We start from the raw sequence: 16,608 nt of genomic DNA on the forward strand, positions 1-16,608 counted from the left end.
TCAGATGTCCCGGAAGCGGTTGATGGCGTCCAGGTGCTTCGCGCGCATCTCCTGGTCGCGCACGCCCATGCCCTCGCGCGGGGCCAGCGCCAGGACGCCGACCTTGCCCTGGTGGGCGTTGCGGTGCACGTCGTGGGCGGCCTGGCCGGTCTCCTCCAGCGAGTAGACCTTGGAGAGCGTCGGGTGGATCCTGCCCTTGGCGATCAGCCGGTTGGCCTCCCACGCCTCGCGGTAGTTGGCGAAGTGGGAGCCGATGATGCGCTTGAGCGACATCCACAGGTAGCGGTTGTCGTACTCGTGGTTGTAGCCCGAGGTCGAGGCGCAGGTGACGATGGTGCCGCCCTTGCGGGTCACGTAGACGCTCGCGCCGAAGGTCTCGCGGCCGGGGTGCTCGAAGACGATGTCCACGTCCTCGCCGCCGGTCAGTTCACGGATGCGCTTGCCGAACCGCTTCCATTCGCGCGGGTCCTGGTTCTGCTCGTCCTGCCAGAACTTGTAGCCCTCGGCGTTGCGGTCGATGATCGCCTCGGCGCCCATCTTCCGGCAGATCTCCGCCTTCTGCTCGCTGGAGACGACACAGATCGGGTTGGCGCCGCCGGCCAGCGCGAACTGCGTGGCGTACGAGCCGAGTCCGCCGCTGGCGCCCCAGATCAGGACGTTGTCGCCCTGCTTCATGCCGGCGCCGTTGCGCGAGACGAGCTGGCGGTACGCGGTCGAGTTGACGAGCCCGGGAGCCGCGGCCTCCTCCCAGCTGAGGTGGCCGGGCTTCGGCATCAGCTGGTTCGACTTGACGAGCGCGATCTCGGCGAGACCGCCGAAGTTGGTCTCGAAGCCCCAGATCCGCTGCTCCGGGTCGAGCATCGTGTCGTTGTGGCCGTCCGAGGACTCCAGCTCGACCGAGAGGCAGTGCGCGACGACCTCGTCGCCGGGCTTCCAGGCGTTGACGCCCGGGCCGGTGCGCAGGACGACGCCCGCCAGGTCGGAACCGATGACGTGGTACGGCAGGTCGTGGCGCTTGGTGAGCTCGCTGACCCGGCCGTAGCGCTCCAGGAAGCCGAAGGTGGAGACCGGCTCGAAGATCGAGGTCCAGACGGAGTTGTAGTTCACCGAGCTGGCCATGACCGCGACCAGGGCCTCGCCCGGGCCGAGCTCCGGCACCGGCACGTCCTCCACGTGGAGGGACTTGCGCGGGTCCTTGTCGCGGCTGTCGACGCCCGCGAACATCTCGGCCTCGTCCTTGTGGACGGTGACCGCGCGGTACGACTCGGGCACGGACAGCGCCGCGAAGTCGGCGGCGGTGGGCGCGTCGGAGCCGCCCTTCGCTTCGGTCTGCGACTGGATCGCGTCCAGGATTTCCTTCACGGGTGCCTCCGATGGTGCGGCGTTTGAGGGAACGCTGAGGGGCCCTGAGAACAGGGAAAGCGGGTCTGGAGGTGTGCCGTCGGTTCGGCGGGTGATGCTTGCTCGGTGGAGCAGAAGGGTTGCCTGGTGACGCAGGCGCCCGGGCGCGCAGGCACGGTGGCTTGCGGGGACAGCCGGCGTACGTGAGATCCCAGCACGCCGGCCGCCCGGACGCCTTCAACGTATGGCACTGCGTGACAGCTGACAAGGCACTCGGTGCCAGTAATTTCCCTCAATTGTCAGCTGGTCGCCACGCATGAGCAACACGGACGGCGGTATGGGTGCAATCGCCCGTATGTATCCCGTGTATGTGCGGTCAGGAGGGGGTGGGGCGATAGATGTACGGGGTCGTGGTGGTCAGTGCCGTGAAGCCGAGGCGCTCCAGGATCGGGCGGCTGTCCTCGGTGGCGTCGACCTGGAGGTAGTCGTAGCCCCGCTCCGCCGCCACGCCCGCCCGGAAGGCCACCAGCGCCCGGTAGACGCCGCGCCCGCGCCACGCCGGGTCCGTGCCGCCGCCCCACAGTCCCGCGAACCCCGTACCCGGGTACAGCTCCATCCGGGCCGAGCTGACCGGCTCGTCGCCCGCCAGGGCCACCAGCGCCACGAAATGCTCCGGGTCCTCCCGCAGCCGGTCCACGACCAGCCGGCGCAGCCAGGACCCGTCCCGGCCGAAGGCCCGCTCATTGGCGCGCGCCATCAGCTCCGCGCCCGCCTCGTCCCGCACCTCCTCCAGCCGGACGCCCTCCGGCGGCCGCACCTTCGTCGCGAGCTCCGCCACCCGCGCCACGAGCAGGGTCTCCGGCTCCTCGGCCTCGAAACCGGCCGCCAGCAGCCGTGCGCCCAGGTCGGCGGGCCGGTCGTGCCCGTACAGCTTCCACTCGAACTCGTCGCAGCCCGCCTGCTCGCAGTACGCCACCTGCTCCGCGATCGCCGCGTCCGCCCGGGCGGCGTCCAGGCCCGGCGCGGACCACACCACCCCGTTCCAGGCGTGCGCGGCGCCCACCTGCCGTACGACGTCACCGGCGCGTTCCACGCGGAGGCCGGGGGCCTCGGGGCGGGCCTCTTCGCGCATCACCCGGTCGAAATGGGCGAGCAGGCGGACCGGGTCCGATGTCACATGATCGTTCATGCGCACACCCCAGCACCGGGGGTCCGCCCCGGCAACAGGGTTTCCGGGGCGGCTCAGCGCTCCTTGAGGGCCTGCTGGATCGTCCGCATGACCTCGTCCAGGGGCGCGTCCGTACGCGCCACCGCGACCAGCACCTCGCCCTGGGTCTCCACCGAGGCGGCCGGCGGCTGCGCGGGCTCGGCGCCCGCCGTGCGGCCCGCGCCGATGCCCGTACCGAAGGTGTCGCGCACGATGGCGAACGCCTGGTCGAGCTGCGCCTCCACATCGCCCTGCCCGTCCGCCCGCAGCCAGCGGCGCAGCACATGGTTGTGCGCGGTGACGACGGCGGACGCGGCGACCTCGGCCAGCAACGGGTCGTCGTTGCCGGGGTGCTGGTCGCGCTCGTCGAAGTGGCCCAGCAGATAGCGGGTGAACAGCCGCTCGTAGCGGGCCACCGAGGCGATCTCCGCCTGGCGCAGGGTCGGCACCTCGCGGGTCAGCTTGTAACGGGCCACGGAGACCGCGGGCTTGGCCGCGTACATCCGCATGACTTCCTTGATGCCCCGGCACACCGTGTCGAGCGGGTGCTCGTGCGCGGGGGCCGCGTTGAGGACGGCCTCGGCCCGTACGAGGGTGTCGTCGTGGTCCGGGAAGATGGCCTCTTCCTTGGAACGGAAGTGGCGGAAGAAGGTCCGCCGGGCCACGCCCGCCGCGCCCGCGATCTCATCGACCGTGGTCGCTTCGTATCCCTTCGTCGCGAAGAGTTCCATCGCCGCGGCGGCCAGCTCGCGGCGCATTTTGAGCCGCTGGGCGGCGGCCCGGGTGCCGGCGGCACTTTCCGGGACGTCGGGCGCGGCGGACACACGGGTGGACCTGGCGGGCTGGGACATGGTGTGAACGTACTGCATGGGGGCGGGAGAGCGCGCCTGCGGGGGCGGGCCGCCCGGAGGCCCGAGCAGCCCGCCCCAGCCGGCTCCCGCGTCAGCGCCGGGCATATTCGCGGAATCCGCGCCCCGTCTTGCGGCCGAGGCAGCCCGCGGCCACCAGGTGCTCCAGGAGCGGGGCGGGCGCCAGGCCCGGGTCGCGGAACTCGTTGTGGAGCACCTTCTCGATGGCCAGCGAGACATCGAGCCCGACCACGTCGAGCAGCTCGAACGGGCCCATCGGGTAGCCGCCGCCCAGCTTCATCGCGGCGTCGATGTCATCGAGGGACGCGTAGTGCTCCTCGACCATCTTGATGGCGTTGTTGAGGTACGGGAACAGCAGCGCGTTCACGATGAAGCCGGCCCGGTCCCCGCAGTCCACCGGGTGCTTGCGGACCGTGTGGCACACCTCGTGGACCGTGGCGTGCACCTCGTCGGCGGTGAGCACCGTACGCACCACCTCGACCAGCTTCATCGCGGGCGCCGGGTTGAAGAAGTGCATCCCGACGACGTCCTCGGGCCGCCCGGTGGCCCGGGCGATCGCGACGACCGGCAGCGAGGAGGTCGTGGTGGCCAGCACCGCACCCGGCCGGCACACCTTGTCCAGCGTGGCGAACAGCTCCTGCTTGACCAGCAGATCCTCGGCGACCGCCTCCACGGCCAGGTCCACCTCCGCGAACGCGTCCAGCGAGGCCGCCGCGGTGATCCTGCCCAGCGCCTCGTCCCGGGCCTGCTCGCCCAGCCGCCCCTTGGCGACCGACCGGTCCAGCGACTTGGCGATCCGGGCCTTGGCGAGGTCCGCCTTCTCCTGGCCGCGCGCGGCGAGCACCACGTCGTAACCCGCCTTGGCGAAGACCTCCGCGATCCCCGAGGCCATCGTTCCCGAGCCCGCGACGCCCACCGACCGCACCGGGCGCCCGGCGGCCTCCGCGCCGCGCGGCGCGGGCGTCAGCGCGTCCGGCACCACGGTCTGGCTGCCCGGCTCGGCGTAGGTGTAGAAGCCGCGGCCCGCCTTGCGGCCGGTCAGCCCGGCGGAGGCGAGCTGGCCCAGGATGGGCGCGGGGGCGTGCAGCCGGTCGTGCGAGGCGGAGTACATCGCCTCCAGGACCGTACGGGCCGTGTCGATGCCGATCAGGTCCAGCAGGGCCAGCGGGCCCATCGGCAGGCCGCAGCCCAGCTTCATCGCGGCGTCGATGTCCTCGCGGGTGGCGTAGTTCGCCTCGTACATCGCGGCGGCCTGGTTGAGGTAGCCGAACAGCAGGCCGTCCGCGACGAATCCGGGCCGGTCGCCGATGGCCACCGGCTCCTTGCCCAGCAGGCGCGCCAGCTCGGTGACCGCCTCGACGGCGGGCGGGGCGGTCAGCACCGAGGAGACCACCTCGACCAGCTTCATCGCCGGCGCCGGGTTGAAGAAGTGCAGGCCGAGCACCCGCTCGGGGCGCTGCGACTCGGCCGCGAGCCGGGTCACCGACAGGGCGTTGGTGCCGGTCGCGAGGATCGTGCCCGGGGAGACGACCGCGTCGAGCTCGCGGAAGACCTGCTGCTTGATCTCGTACGACTCCGGCACGACCTCGATGACCAGCTCCGCGTCGGCGGCCGCCTGGAGGTCGGAGAAGGTGCGGAAGCGGGCGAGCGTGTCGCGCCGCTCCTCGTCGGTGATCCGGCCGCGCTCCACGGCGCGGGCGGTGGACGCCTCCAGCGAGGCGACGGCCCGGCGGGCGGCGGCCTCGTCGGTGTCGATGCCGATGACCTCGCGGCCGGAGCGGGCCAGGACTTCGGCGATTCCGGTGCCCATCGTGCCGAGGCCGACGACGGCAATGGTGGAGAGAGGGGTGTCCATCACGGGACTCCAGGGATGAGTGACGACTGAGGGGACGCACGGGGCGCGCGCGGCGCACCGCGTGCGGGAGGTGCCTGTCGTGGTGATCGACCACCGGGCGTGATCCACGCTCGGGACCGGAAAAGAGCGACGGACCCTGTCCCGGGGCCACGTCTCGTACAGCTGCCGAACCGACAACACTCCGGGTGGCTGCGTCACCAGGCCATCGGAGCGACGGGAGTGTGTCCCGCTCAACTGAGCTTAACCAGTGAGTAACGAGCGCGCCAGCCCTGCCCAGTTGTGGCCCGTGCCACATTCCGGACCCCCGTCGATACGCACCGTGTCCGCCGATACGCTGACGGTCATGGACGACGAGGAGTTCCGGTCACTGGCGCACCGGCTGGCCGACGAGGCGGGGGATTCGCCGGCCTGCCGCGCCCTGCTCGCCACCGAGGACGACGAGGAGCTGGCCCGGGTCCTCGTCGAGCGCGAACGCCCGCTCTGGGCCCGCGAGATCGCCGCCTTCCGTCTGGGCTGCGCCGGCGACCGCCGGGCCTTCGAACCCCTGGTGCTCCTCCTCAACCACCGCGACCCCGACCGCTGCGTCAGCGCCGCCCACGCCCTGGCCCGCCTCGCCGACCCCCGCACCCCCCGAGCAGCCGCCGCCCTCGCCACCAACCCCCTGCGCACCGCCTACGCCCTCCACCCGGTCCGCCTGCTCACCGCCCTCCGGGCCCCGGAGTCCGCCCCCGCGCTGGTCACCACCCTGTCCCGGCTGCTCGCCCCGGACGAACCGCACTGGCGGGTCGCCCTGGCGTGCGTCGAGGGCCTGGGCGCCCTGGGAGACCCCACCGCCCGCCCGGCCCTGGAGGCGGCGCTGCCACGGGCTCGGCTGGCGGACGCGGCACGGGAAGCGCTCAGCCGGCTGCCGGGCGAATGAGCGAAGGGGCGCACGCGGTCGTCCCGCGTGCGCCCCTCGGTGCCCGGGCCCGGGTCAGCCCCGGAACCCCAGCAGCCCGTGCAGCGTGCTGCCCGTGTCCGGGCGCAGTGCCGGGCGGGCCGACTTCGCGGGGTCCGGCTTCGGGTCCGGGGTTTTCGCGCAGACCGCGTCCGCTTCGCCGCGGCCGGCTCGGGGGGCCTTGCCGTTGGCGAGGTAGTCCGTCAGGTAGTGGTCCAGGCAGGCGTTGCCGCTCAGGGTGACGCCGTGGTTGCCGCCGCCCTGTTCGACCACCAGGCGGGAGCCGCGCAGTTTGCGGTGCAGGGTGACTCCGCCCTCGTACGGGGTGGCCGCGTCGTCCGTCGCCTGGAAGAGCAGGACCGGGGGCAGGGCGTGGTTGGAAACCCGCACCGGGTTCAGGGGTTCCACCGGCCAGTCGGCGCACGGGGCGTTGTACCAGGTGTTGCCCCAGGCCATGAACGGGGCCTTCGCGTGCACCCGCCAGGTGTCGTTGCGCCAGGTGTTCCAGTCGCGCGGCCAGTCGGAGTCCCGGCACTGGACGGCCGTGTAGACCGAGTAGCCGTTGTCGCCGTCCGCGTCCACCGCGGCGAACCGTTCGAACGCGGCGACGAGCGGCTTCTCGTTCTTGTCGTTGACGTACGCGGCGAACGCCTCGGCCAGCACCGGCCAGTAGCCGTTGTAGTAGCCGCCCGGCAGGAACGTGTCGTCCAGTTCGCCCGCGCCGACCTTCTCGCCCGCCGGACGCTTCTTCACCGCGTTCCGCATCCGGTACCAGGCGGCCTCCACCTTCGCCGGGTCACCGCCCAGGTGGTACGTGGCGTCGTACTCGGCGACCCAGGCGGCGAACGCCTTGTGCCGGGTGTCGAACGCGTAGTCCTGGGTGAGGTTGTCCTCGTACCAGACGCCTTCGGGGTCCACGTTCGAGTCGAGGACCAGCCGCCGGACGCGGTCCGGGAAGAGCTTCGCGTACACCGCGCCGAGGTAGGTGCCGTAGGAGTAGCCGAAGTAGTTGAGCTGCCGCGCCCCGGTCGCGCGGCGGATCACGTCCAGGTCCTTGGCCGCGCTCACCGTGTCCATGTACGGGAGCAGGTCCGGGTACTTCTCGCCGCAGGCCGCCGCGAAGTCGCGGGCGCGGTTGCGGTTGACCCGCTCGCCGCCCAGGGACTGCGGTACGGGGTCGGGCCTGACCGGGTCGAAGTACCCGGGCAGGCAGTCCAGGGCCGGCCGGCTCTTCCCGACGCCGCGCGGGTCGAAACCGATCACGTCGTACTGCGAGGCGACCGCCTTCGGCAGCGCGGCGGCCACGAAGGGCGCCATCGACAGGCCGCTGCCGCCGGGCCCGCCGGGGTTCACCAGCAGCGGGCCCTGGAAGGTCTTCGAGGTGTGCGGCACGCGCGTCAGGGCCAGGGTGACCTGGCGGCCCGACGGGTCGTCGTGGTCGAGCGGGGAGCGCACCGTCGCGCACTGGAGCGTCGGGGAGGACTTCGTGCCGCAGTCCTTCCAGGCGAGCGGTGCGGTGCGCGGTGTCGCGGTGTCCGCCGTGGCCGGTGCGGCGGTCACCAGACCGGCGACCGTCGCCCCCAGGGCGCACAGCAGTACTGAACGGTTCGTCATATGGCCTCCCGGAACGGGGGATCACGGCTGCGCGGGTGGGCAGCCCCCGCCGCATGTTCCCCGCAATCGGCGCCGGAAGGACCCGTTGTGGTGAGAGATGACCCGATTGCGCGTCCGGGTGCGCCCCGCCCGCTCAGAGCAGGGTGAGCTGGGTGGGCTCCGAGCCGTCGAGCGGCGGACGCGGCTCGCGCCGGGGGAGCTTGCGCGCCGCGCCCCGGTGCGCCGGCCCGATGCCGTACTCGGCCGCCAGCTCGTGCACGTACCGGGTGATCCGGCGCTGGTACCAGGTCGGCGCGTAGGCGCCGTCCGCGTACAGCCGTTCGTAACGCCGTACGAGATGCGGGTGGTGGCTGCCCAGCCACTGCATGAACCACTCGCGGGCGCCGGGGCGCAGATGCAGGACCAGCGGGGTCACCGACGTCGCTCCGGCGGCGGCGATCGCGCGGACGGTGGCCCGCAGCTGCTCGGGGCCGTCGCCGAGGTGCGGGATGACCGGCGCCATCAGCACCCCGCAGCCGATGCCCGCCTCGCTCAGCCTCCGTACGACGTCGAGACGGCGCTCCGGCGACGGCGTGCCGGGCTCCACGGTCCGCCACAGCTCCGGATCGGTGAAGCCGACCGAGACCGAGACGCCGACCTCGGTAACCTCGGCGGCCTGCCGCAGCAGCTCCAGGTCGCGCAGGATCAGTGTGCCCTTCGTCAGGATCGAGAACGGGTTCGCGTGGTCGCGCAGCGCGGCCAGGATGCCGGGCATCAGCCGGTAGCGGCCCTCCGCCCGCTGGTAGCAGTCGACGTTGGTGCCCATCGCGAGGTGCGCCCCGTGCCAGCGCGGCGCGGCGATCTCGCGGCGGACCAGCTCCGGGGCGTTGACCTTGACGACGATCTGCGAGTCGAAGCCGATCCCGGTGTCGAGGTCGAGATAGCCGTGCGTCTTGCGGGCGAAGCAGTAGACGCAGGCGTGCGTGCAGCCCCGGTACGGATTCACGGTCCATTCGAACGGCATCCGGGAGGCGCCGGGCACCCGGTTCACGATCGAACGGGCCCGGATCTCGTGGAAGGTGATGCCCCGGAATTCGGGGGTGTCGAAGGTGCGGGTGGTCACCGCGTCGGCGGCGAAGAGCGCACCCGTGCCGCTCGTGGGGTGGTTGGCGTTGGCTTCAGCCAGATTGTCCCAGCGCATGGACGCCTCCTCGGTAGTTCCGGACCGAGAATAGAACACTTGTTCCCATGATCGTTTTTTCCCCTTCGTCCCGGCCCGGATTTTGAGCCCGACACACAAGGTGGTTGGCTCAGCACACCCCGAAGAACCGAGTGCAGGAGGAGCAGGCATGGCGCAGGTCGAAGCCACGACGGAGCGGATCATCGCGGCGGACGCGGAGGCGGTGTTCGACGCGCTGGCCGACTACAAGGACGTCCGCGGCAAGGTGCTCCCCGCCCACTACAGCGAGTACGAGGTGCGCGAGGGCGGCGACGGCGAGGGCACCCTCGTCCACTGGAAGCTCCAGGCCACCAGCAAGCGGGTGCGCGACTGCCTCCTGGAGGTCAGCGAGCCGACCGATGGCCAGCTCGTGGAGAAGGACCGGAATTCGTCGATGGTCACCACCTGGACCGTCACTCCGGCCGGCGAGGGCAGGTCCAAGGCCGTCGTCACGACCGTGTGGAACGGCGCCGGCGGCATCGGCGGTTTCTTCGAGAAGACCTTCGCGCCCAAGGGCCTCGCCCGCATCTACGACGAGCTGCTGGCCAACCTCGCCGCCGAGGTCGAGAACTGACCCCGCGTCGGCACCGCCCGGCCTCACCGGTTCGGGTGGTCTTTGCGGCGGGGCGGTTGTGCGCCGTAGTGGCTCCCACCGGGGGATACGCCCCCTGAGTGCGCCGCAGGCGCCCCCCGCCGCGTTTGCCCTCTCTTGTCGCGCGATGCGAGAAATGTGCGGCAGCGCGACGAGGGGAGCGGCACGTGGTGGGTGGCATCACACTGTTGGAGGACGAGCCCGGCGGCCCGGGGGACGCCGAGGCGGCGCCCGCGCCCGCCCCGCCTCCGCCGCACCCCGCCGCGACGGAGACCGTCGCCCCCGACCCGTCCGACGGCATCGGTACGGACCCCCGCCGCATCCGGCTGGTCTTCGTCGGGCTGATGCTCACGCTCCTGCTCGCGGCGCTCGACCAGATGATCGTCGCCACCGCGCTCCCCAAGATCGTCGGCGAGCTGCACGGCCTGGAAAAGATGTCCTGGGCGGTCACCGCCTATCTGCTCGCCTCCACGATCGGCCTGCCGGTCTACGGGAAGCTCGGCGACCTCTTCGGCCGCAAGGGCGTCTTCCAGTTCGCCATCGTCGTCTTCGTCGTCGGCTCCGCACTGGCCGGCTGGTCCCGCACCATGGACCAGCTCATCGCCTTCCGGGCGCTCCAGGGCATCGGCGGCGGCGGGCTGATGATCGGGGTGCAGGCGATCATCGCGGACGTGGTCCCGCCCCGCGAGCGCGGCCGGTTCATGGGCCTCATCGGCGCCGCCTTCGGCCTCGCCTCGGTGGCCGGGCCGCTGCTCGGCGGCTTCTTCACGGACCACGCCTCCTGGCGCTGGTGCTTCTACATCAACGTGCCGTTCGGCCTGATCACCCTCGCCGTGATCACCGTCGTCCTCAAGCTCCCCCGGCCCACCGTCCGCCCCCGGCTCGACATCCTCGGCGCCGCCCTCCTCGCCGCCGCCTCCACCTGCCTGGTGCTGCTGACCAGCTGGGGCGGCACGGAGTACGCCTGGAGCTCGGGCACCATCCTGGGGCTGGGCGCCGGAGCTGCCGGAACGACTCTGCTGTTCGTCCTCGTGGAGCGCCGCGCCGCCGAACCGGTCATCCCGCTCCGGCTGTTCCGCGACTCGATCTTCAACGTGACCGCCCTGGTCGGCGCCGTCGTCGGCGTTGCGCTGTTCGGCGCGGCCAGCTATCTGCCGACCTTCCTCCAGATGGTCGACGGGGCCACCGCCACCGAGTCCGGGCTGCTGATGCTCCCCATGATGGGCGGCATCGTCGGCGCCTCCGTGATCTCGGGCCAGCTCATCTCCCGCACCGGGCGCTACCGGGTCTACCCGATCGCGGGCAGCGCGGTCTCGGCGGTCGGCATGTGGCTGCTGTCCCGTCTTGAGACCGACACCCCGCGCCTCGAATACAGCATCGCCCAGGCGGTCCTCGGCCTCGGCATCGGGCTCATCATGCCGGTCCTGGTCCTCGCCGTGCAGAACTCCGTGCGCCCCGCCGACCTGGGCACCGCCACCAGCGCCAACAACTACTTCCGGCAGATCGGCGGCAGCGTCGGCGCCGCCGTCTTCGGCACCCTGTTCGCCGGCCGGCTCGCCGACGCGCTCGCCGTCCGGCTGCCCTCCGGGGCGGACCTCCCCGACCCGGAGTCGATCAGCCCGCAACTGGTCCACACGATGGAGCCCGCGCTGCGGGACGCCTACATCCAGGCGTACGCCGACGCGATGCCCCGGATCTTCCTCTACCTCGTGCCGGTCCTCGTGCTCGGCCTGTTCTTCGCCTTCTTCCTCAAGGAGAAACCGCTGGTGTCCCACAGCCCCGAAACCACCGCAGGCCCCGAAGCCACCACCGAGTACACCCCGATCCCCGCCGCCCGCACCGACGCCGCCGTCCCGTCCGCCGGCTACCTCTCCGGCGTCCCGGTCTCCGGCAGCGTCCAGCACTCCGACGGTACGAAGGTGCCGCGCGCCGCCCTCACCCTCATCGACGTCCAGGGCCAGCAGGTCGGCCGGGGCGCCAGCGGCGACGAGGGGCGGTACGCGCTCAGCGTGCCGGGCGCCGGTTCGTACGTCCTGATCGCCGCCGCCGGGGGCCACCAGCCGCAGGCCGTCAGCGTCACCGTCGGCGAACGCCCGGTCGAGCTGGACGTGGTGCTCGGCGGCGCGGGGCGGCTCGCCGGCACCGTCGTCACGGCCGACGGGGCGCCCGTACACGACGCCGCCGTCACGCTCACCGACGTACGCGGCGAGGTCGTCGCCTCCACGCGCAGCGGCCGCGAGGGCGGCTACGTGATCAGTGAGCTGGTCGCCGGTGAATACACCCTTGCCGCCTCCGCCCCGGCCTTCCGGCCCGCCGCGCTTCCGGTCAGCGTGCAGGCGGCCCGGGAGACCCGGCAGGACATCGAACTGGCCGGCGGCGCCGTGCTGCGCGGGATCGTCCGGGCCACCGCCGGGCGGCCCGTCGAGGACGCCCGGGTCACACTCCTGGACGCGGCGGGCAACGTGGTGGACACCGTGACCACCGGCCCGGACGGCGCCTTCCGCTTCGTGGACCTGTCCACCGGCGAGTACACCGTCATCGCGGCCGGCTACCCGCCCGTCGCCACGGTCCTCCAGGTCGCGGGCGGCGGACGCACCGAGCGCGACCTCCAGCTGGGGCACGAGGACTGAACGCCCCGGGGCCTTTTGCCGCGCCCCGGAGTGCGCGGGGCGCACCACCCCCGAGGGGGATTCCGCCGATGACCCGCGGACGCCGGTCGCATCCCCGTACCGTGGAGTCACGCGCCGCGGAATGCCGCGGTGAGGAAGGAGCCTTCCCCTCATGGACCTCGGTGTGCCGCCGCAGAGGACACCACTGCCGGGCGACGGCACGGCGGGCCGCCTGCCGCTCGCCGTGGCCGTGGTCGACGCGGAGGGGCTGGTCTCGCACTGGTCGTCCGGGGCGAGAAGGCTCTTCGGCGTCGCCCGCGAGGAAGCGATCGGCAGCCCGGCCGGTGAACTCCTGCCCGTCACCGGCGTGTTGGGGGTGAACGGCACTCCCGCGCAGTACGACGAGGGCCCCGTGCCCGACAGCTCGCTGAGCGGGGACTTCCCCTACCCCGCGTCCGGCCGGGCCCGCCTGGACGAGCCCGGGCACGGCCGGATCGACGTGCTGTGGTGGGCCTACCCGCTCGCCGGCCCCGGACCGGCCCGGCTCCTCGTGCTCGCCGCCGACTGCGCGCAGCTGCGCGATGTGGAGGACGGCCACCCCGCCCGTACGGTCGCCCCCGGCTTCGCCCTGCACACCGACTTCCCCGGCCATCCCGAGCTGTCCGCGCGGCTGCCGGAGATCCTGCCGAACATGAGCGTCCAGGAGGCGACCGGCATCGTCGCCCAGGTGCTCGAACTGGGCTACCCCGTGCTGGAGTTCAGCCACCACGAACGCATCCCCGTCACCCCGGACTGGGGCGTGCCCAAGCGCCCCGGAGCGCTGCCGGTGCGCGAGGAGCGATACGGCACGGAGGCGGCGGTGGTCCCGCAGCGCACCGTGCCCCGCCCCGAACTGGACCTCGAATACGCGGCGGTCCGTGAACGGCTGGAATTCCTCAACGAGGTGAGCGGCCGCATCGGCACATCCCTCGACCTGGAACGCACCATCCGCGAGGTCACCAGCGCCGCCGTCCCCCGCTTCAGCGACTTCGCCGGTACGCATCTGCGCGCCGCCGTCCTCGCCGGTGAGGGCTTCCCCGACGGACCGCCCGACGTCACCACCATCTGGCACCGCGTCTGGGTCGAGCACAACGACGAACCGGGCCGCTGGGACGACACCGTGCCCGTCGGCGAGGCCATCGCCTTCCCCGAACACACCCCGTTCTTCCAGTGCATGGTCACCGGCGAGCCGGTCATCGTGCCCTATGTGAGCGGGGAGCTGAGCAACCGGATCTCCGGCGAGTTCGAGAAGCGCGACCTGCGCCCCCTGATCACCCACCGCTCGCTGCTCATCGTGCCGTTGAAGGCCCGTGACGTGGTCCTCGGCTTCATGGTCCTGATGCGCCGCCCCGGCCGCGAGCCCTTCGACGACATGGACCGCACCACCGGCGCCGAACTCGCCGCGCGGGCCGGGCTCGTCCTGGACAACGCCCGCATGTACACGTACCAGGAGAACGTCGCGGAGACGCTTCAGGACAGCATGCTGCCCAACGTCGAGCCCCGGATGGCCGGTTGCGACATCGCGACCCGCTATCTGCCGGGCACCCGGCTCGGCCGGATCGGCGGCGACTGGTTCGACTCGGTGAAGCTCCCCGGCTCGCGCACCGCGCTGGTCGTCGGCGACGTCATGGGCCACGGGCTCAACTCGGCAGCGATGATGGGCCAGTTGCGGACCGCCGTGCTGACCATGGCCACCATGGAGATGCCGCCCGCCCAGCTCCTGCGCAATCTGGACGACCTTGCCCAGCGCCTCGGCGAGCAGTACCTCGCGACCTGCCTGTACGCGGTCTACGACCCGATCGCGGGCGAGCTCCAGATCGCCAACGCCGGTCATATCCCGCCCGTGCTGGTCCGTGCCGAGGACGGCCGGGCCGAACTGCTCGACCTGCCGACCGGGGCGCCCATCGGCGTCGGCGGGGTCGCCTTCGAGACCGCCACCGTGCGGGTGCGCCCGGGGGACCGCCTCGTCCTGTGCACGGACGGGCTGGTCGAGGTGCGCGGCCAGGACATCGGGGCCGGGCTCGCCGCGCTCTGCGCCTCCGCCGCCCACCCCGCCGCGTCGATGGACGACGCCTGCGACACCATCATCCGCGCCCTGAACACCGGTGGCGGCCGCAAGGACGACGTCGCCCTGCTGATGGCCCGGCTGAACGGCATCGCGGACGAGGACGTCGCCGAATGGCAGCTCGCCCTGGACCCCCGCGAGGTGTCCCGGGCCCGCCGCCTGGTGCGCGGCCAACTCCTCGACTGGGAGCTGCCCGACGCCGTGGAGGCGGCCGAGCTGATGGTCAGCGAGCTGGTCACCAACGCCTTCAAGCACGGCCGCACCCACCACATCGGACTCCGCCTGGTCCGCACCGACGCGCTGCTGTGCGAGGTCAGCGACGACGAACCGGCCCCCGCCGCCCTCCTCGGAGTCACCGACGGCGACGAATTCGGCCGGGGCCTCATGGTGGTGAGCAGCCTCGCCAGGGAGTGGGGCACCAGCGGCACCGCGCGCGGCAAGACCGTCTGGTTCGAGCAGGCCCTGTCCCACGTCCCGCGCCCCCGGACCAACCGCCGTATCTGACAAGGAGGTTGCGTCCGCACCCTTGCCCCGGGGCACCCCTGGGCAGTAGTCCCTGGCTGAGCAATATGAGCCTGCACCACGGGACTTGGGAGGACGCATGGGTGTGTCACAGCAATACCGCGAGGCGTGGGAAGGATACTGGGCGGCCACACCGGACGAACCCGGCGCGGCCATCTGGGACTCCGGCCCGGATCTGAGCGCCGTACCGCACAGCCGGCTGCTCCTGCCGTACGCCGACACCGCTCTGCCCGTCGTGGACCTCGGCTGCGGCAGCGGCACCCAGACCCGGCACCTCGCCACCCTCTTCCCCCGCGCCCTCGGCGTGGACCTCTCGGAGGCGGCGATCGAGCACGCCCGGAAGGCGGACCCGGGGGAGACCGCCGCGTACCAGGCGCTCGACCTCACCGACGCCGACGCCGTGCGTGCCCTGCACGAGCGCATCGGTGACACGAACGTCTACATGCGGGCGGTGATCCACCAGAGCGACCCGGAGGCCCGCCCGGCCGTCGCCGCCGCCGTCGCCACGCTCCTCGGCGCACGCGGCCGGGCCTTCGTCGCCGAGCTGACCCCCGCCTCCAAGGACGTCCTGCAACGCGCCTCACAGGGCCCGGGCGGACCGGGCCCGAAGCTGCGCCGGGTCTTCGAACACGGGCTGAAACCGGCGAGCGCCACCGACGAGGAGGTCCCGCGGCTGCTCGCGGCGGCCGGGCTGACCGTCCTCGACAGCGGCGACACGGTCCTGCCGCAGACCGAGAACCTGCCCGACGGCACCCGGATCGACCTGCCGGCGAGGTGGTTCGTGCTGGCCACGGGCTGACACCGGGCGACGAGGGGAGTTTGACGACAGGCCCTAGCTCCCCGCGTCGTCCCGCAGCAGCGCCATCAGGGCCCGCGCCCCCGGGCTCAGCGCCCGCGCCTCGGGGAGCACCACGGCACTCTCGTAGAACGCCTCGCCGGCGCCCTCGGGCCGCACCGCCACCAGTCCGCGCGCCTCGGGCTTGCGGGAGAAGTGGTGCGGCACGAGCGCGATGCCCAGCTGCTCGTGCACCAGCTCCAGCAGACTGTGTACGTCGGTGACCTCCAGGGCCACCGTGCGGCGCACCCCGGCCGCCGTGAACGCCGCGTCGGCCGCGCGGCGCGGACCGAAGTCCGGGTGGAAGTCGATGAACGGCTCGCCGGACAGCTCCGCCCAGGCCGCCCGGTCCGCCGCCGCCAGCCGGTGGCCCGGCGCGCACAGCAGCACCATGGGCTCCCGGGCCAGCGGGACCAGCTCACCGCGCCAGCCCGCCGGGTCCACCGTCGCGGCGAACGCGATGTCCAGCCGGCCGCCCGCCACCCCGTCCACCAGCCTCGCCGTGCCCTCCTGGCGCAGCCGGATCTCCATGTGCGGGTGGGCGTGGTGGAAGGCGGCGAGCAGCCGGGGCAGCCGCAGTCCGGCCACGCACTGCTCCACGCCCACCGACAGGGTCCCGCGCAGCAGCCCCCGTACCGCGTCGACGGCCTCCTTCGCGGCCCGCACCCCGGCCAGCGTGCGTTCCGCCTCGACCAGCAGGGCGCGCCCCGCCTCGGTCAGCCGTACGCTGCGCGTGGTCCGGCTGAACAGCGGCGTCCGCAGCTCCTGCTCCAGCGCCCGTACGGAGGCGGAGAGCCCGGACTGCGAGACGGCGACCCGCTCCGCCGCCCGGGTGAAGTGCCGCTCCTCGGCGACCGCCACGAAATGTTCCAGCTGACGCAACTCCATGATTGAGAACTCTAGGCCCTGAATCCAAGCGGAATCT

12 protein-coding genes are annotated in these 16,608 nt (G+C 72.5%); 5 read left to right on the top strand and 7 right to left on the bottom strand.

The features are described from left to right. The 4 genes from ccrA to OG338_RS26290 form a co-directional block, all read right to left on the bottom strand. Positions 1–1,362: a crotonyl-CoA carboxylase/reductase gene (gene ccrA / locus OG338_RS26275; protein ID WP_405939694.1), complete on the bottom strand. Its 1,362-nt coding sequence runs from the start codon at positions 1,360–1,362 to the stop codon at positions 1–3. Between the two features lie 355 nt (positions 1,363–1,717). Next, on the bottom strand, positions 1,718–2,530 hold the full coding sequence (locus OG338_RS26280; RefSeq protein WP_405939695.1) for a GNAT family N-acetyltransferase: 813 nt from the start codon (positions 2,528–2,530) through the stop codon (positions 1,718–1,720). A gap of 53 nt (positions 2,531–2,583) precedes the next feature. Beyond that, a complete protein-coding gene (locus OG338_RS26285) occupies positions 2,584–3,399 on the bottom strand; it encodes a TetR family transcriptional regulator (RefSeq protein WP_026171159.1) in 816 nt (271 codons plus the stop codon). Between the two features lie 91 nt (positions 3,400–3,490). Continuing rightward, on the bottom strand, positions 3,491–5,272 hold the full coding sequence (locus tag OG338_RS26290; protein ID WP_405939696.1) for a 3-hydroxyacyl-CoA dehydrogenase family protein: 1,782 nt from the start codon (positions 5,270–5,272) through the stop codon (positions 3,491–3,493). A gap of 343 nt (positions 5,273–5,615) precedes the next feature. Between OG338_RS26290 and OG338_RS26295 the strand changes: the two genes are divergently transcribed. Further along, complete coding sequence (locus OG338_RS26295; RefSeq protein WP_405939697.1) at positions 5,616–6,191, top strand: HEAT repeat domain-containing protein; 576 nt, start codon at positions 5,616–5,618, stop codon at positions 6,189–6,191. Positions 6,192–6,245: 54 nt separating this feature from the next. Here the strand turns inward: OG338_RS26295 and OG338_RS26300 are convergent, their stop codons facing one another. Next, positions 6,246–7,823: an alpha/beta hydrolase gene (locus OG338_RS26300; RefSeq protein WP_405939698.1), complete on the bottom strand. Its 1,578-nt coding sequence runs from the start codon at positions 7,821–7,823 to the stop codon at positions 6,246–6,248. A 133-nt stretch (positions 7,824–7,956) separates the two neighbouring features. After that, on the bottom strand, positions 7,957–9,003 hold the full coding sequence (locus OG338_RS26305) for an Rv2578c family radical SAM protein (RefSeq protein WP_405939699.1): 1,047 nt from the start codon (positions 9,001–9,003) through the stop codon (positions 7,957–7,959). 148 nt (positions 9,004–9,151) lie between these two features. Between OG338_RS26305 and OG338_RS26310 the strand changes: the two genes are divergently transcribed. From OG338_RS26310 to OG338_RS26325, 4 genes are all read left to right on the top strand, one after another. Then, positions 9,152–9,595, top strand: coding sequence for an SRPBCC family protein (locus OG338_RS26310; protein ID WP_405939700.1), 444 nt, complete (start codon positions 9,152–9,154; stop codon positions 9,593–9,595). A 185-nt stretch (positions 9,596–9,780) separates the two neighbouring features. Then, positions 9,781–12,243, top strand: a complete 2,463-nt coding sequence (locus OG338_RS26315) for an MFS transporter (protein WP_405939701.1) — start codon at positions 9,781–9,783, stop codon at positions 12,241–12,243. A 151-nt stretch (positions 12,244–12,394) separates the two neighbouring features. Further along, entirely contained in the window at positions 12,395–14,830 is a 2,436-nt protein-coding gene (locus tag OG338_RS26320; RefSeq protein ID WP_405939702.1) for a SpoIIE family protein phosphatase, read from the top strand. Positions 14,831–14,927: 97 nt separating this feature from the next. Then, positions 14,928–15,647, top strand: coding sequence for a class I SAM-dependent methyltransferase (locus tag OG338_RS26325; RefSeq protein WP_405939703.1), 720 nt, complete (start codon positions 14,928–14,930; stop codon positions 15,645–15,647). Positions 15,648–15,680: 33 nt separating this feature from the next. Here the strand turns inward: OG338_RS26325 and OG338_RS26330 are convergent, their stop codons facing one another. Then, positions 15,681–16,571, bottom strand: coding sequence for a LysR family transcriptional regulator (locus OG338_RS26330; RefSeq protein ID WP_405939704.1), 891 nt, complete (start codon positions 16,569–16,571; stop codon positions 15,681–15,683). Between the last annotated feature and the right edge of the window lie 37 nt (positions 16,572–16,608).

Source organism: Streptomyces sp. NBC_00726, from assembly GCF_045161735.1.
In the GTDB taxonomy this organism is placed as follows: Bacteria; Actinomycetota; Actinomycetes; order Streptomycetales; family Streptomycetaceae; genus Streptomyces.

Bases quoted from the DNA above. Each gene is read 5' to 3' on its own strand.
- OG338_RS26280 (WP_405939695.1), bottom strand. From the start codon at position 2,530: ATGAACGATCATGTGACATCGGACCCGGTCCGCCTGCTCGCCCATTTC.
- OG338_RS26285 (WP_026171159.1), bottom strand. From the start codon at position 3,399: ATGTCCCAGCCCGCCAGGTCCACCCGTGTGTCCGCCGCGCCCGACGTC.
- OG338_RS26290 (WP_405939696.1), bottom strand. From the start codon at position 5,272: ATGGACACCCCTCTCTCCACCATTGCCGTCGTCGGCCTCGGCACGATG.
- OG338_RS26295 (WP_405939697.1), top strand. From the start codon at position 5,616: ATGGACGACGAGGAGTTCCGGTCACTGGCGCACCGGCTGGCCGACGAG.
- OG338_RS26300 (WP_405939698.1), bottom strand. From the start codon at position 7,823: ATGACGAACCGTTCAGTACTGCTGTGCGCCCTGGGGGCGACGGTCGCC.
- OG338_RS26305 (WP_405939699.1), bottom strand. From the start codon at position 9,003: ATGCGCTGGGACAATCTGGCTGAAGCCAACGCCAACCACCCCACGAGC.
- OG338_RS26310 (WP_405939700.1), top strand. From the start codon at position 9,152: ATGGCGCAGGTCGAAGCCACGACGGAGCGGATCATCGCGGCGGACGCG.
- OG338_RS26320 (WP_405939702.1), top strand. From the start codon at position 12,395: ATGGACCTCGGTGTGCCGCCGCAGAGGACACCACTGCCGGGCGACGGC.
- OG338_RS26325 (WP_405939703.1), top strand. From the start codon at position 14,928: ATGGGTGTGTCACAGCAATACCGCGAGGCGTGGGAAGGATACTGGGCG.
- OG338_RS26330 (WP_405939704.1), bottom strand. From the start codon at position 16,571: ATGGAGTTGCGTCAGCTGGAACATTTCGTGGCGGTCGCCGAGGAGCGG.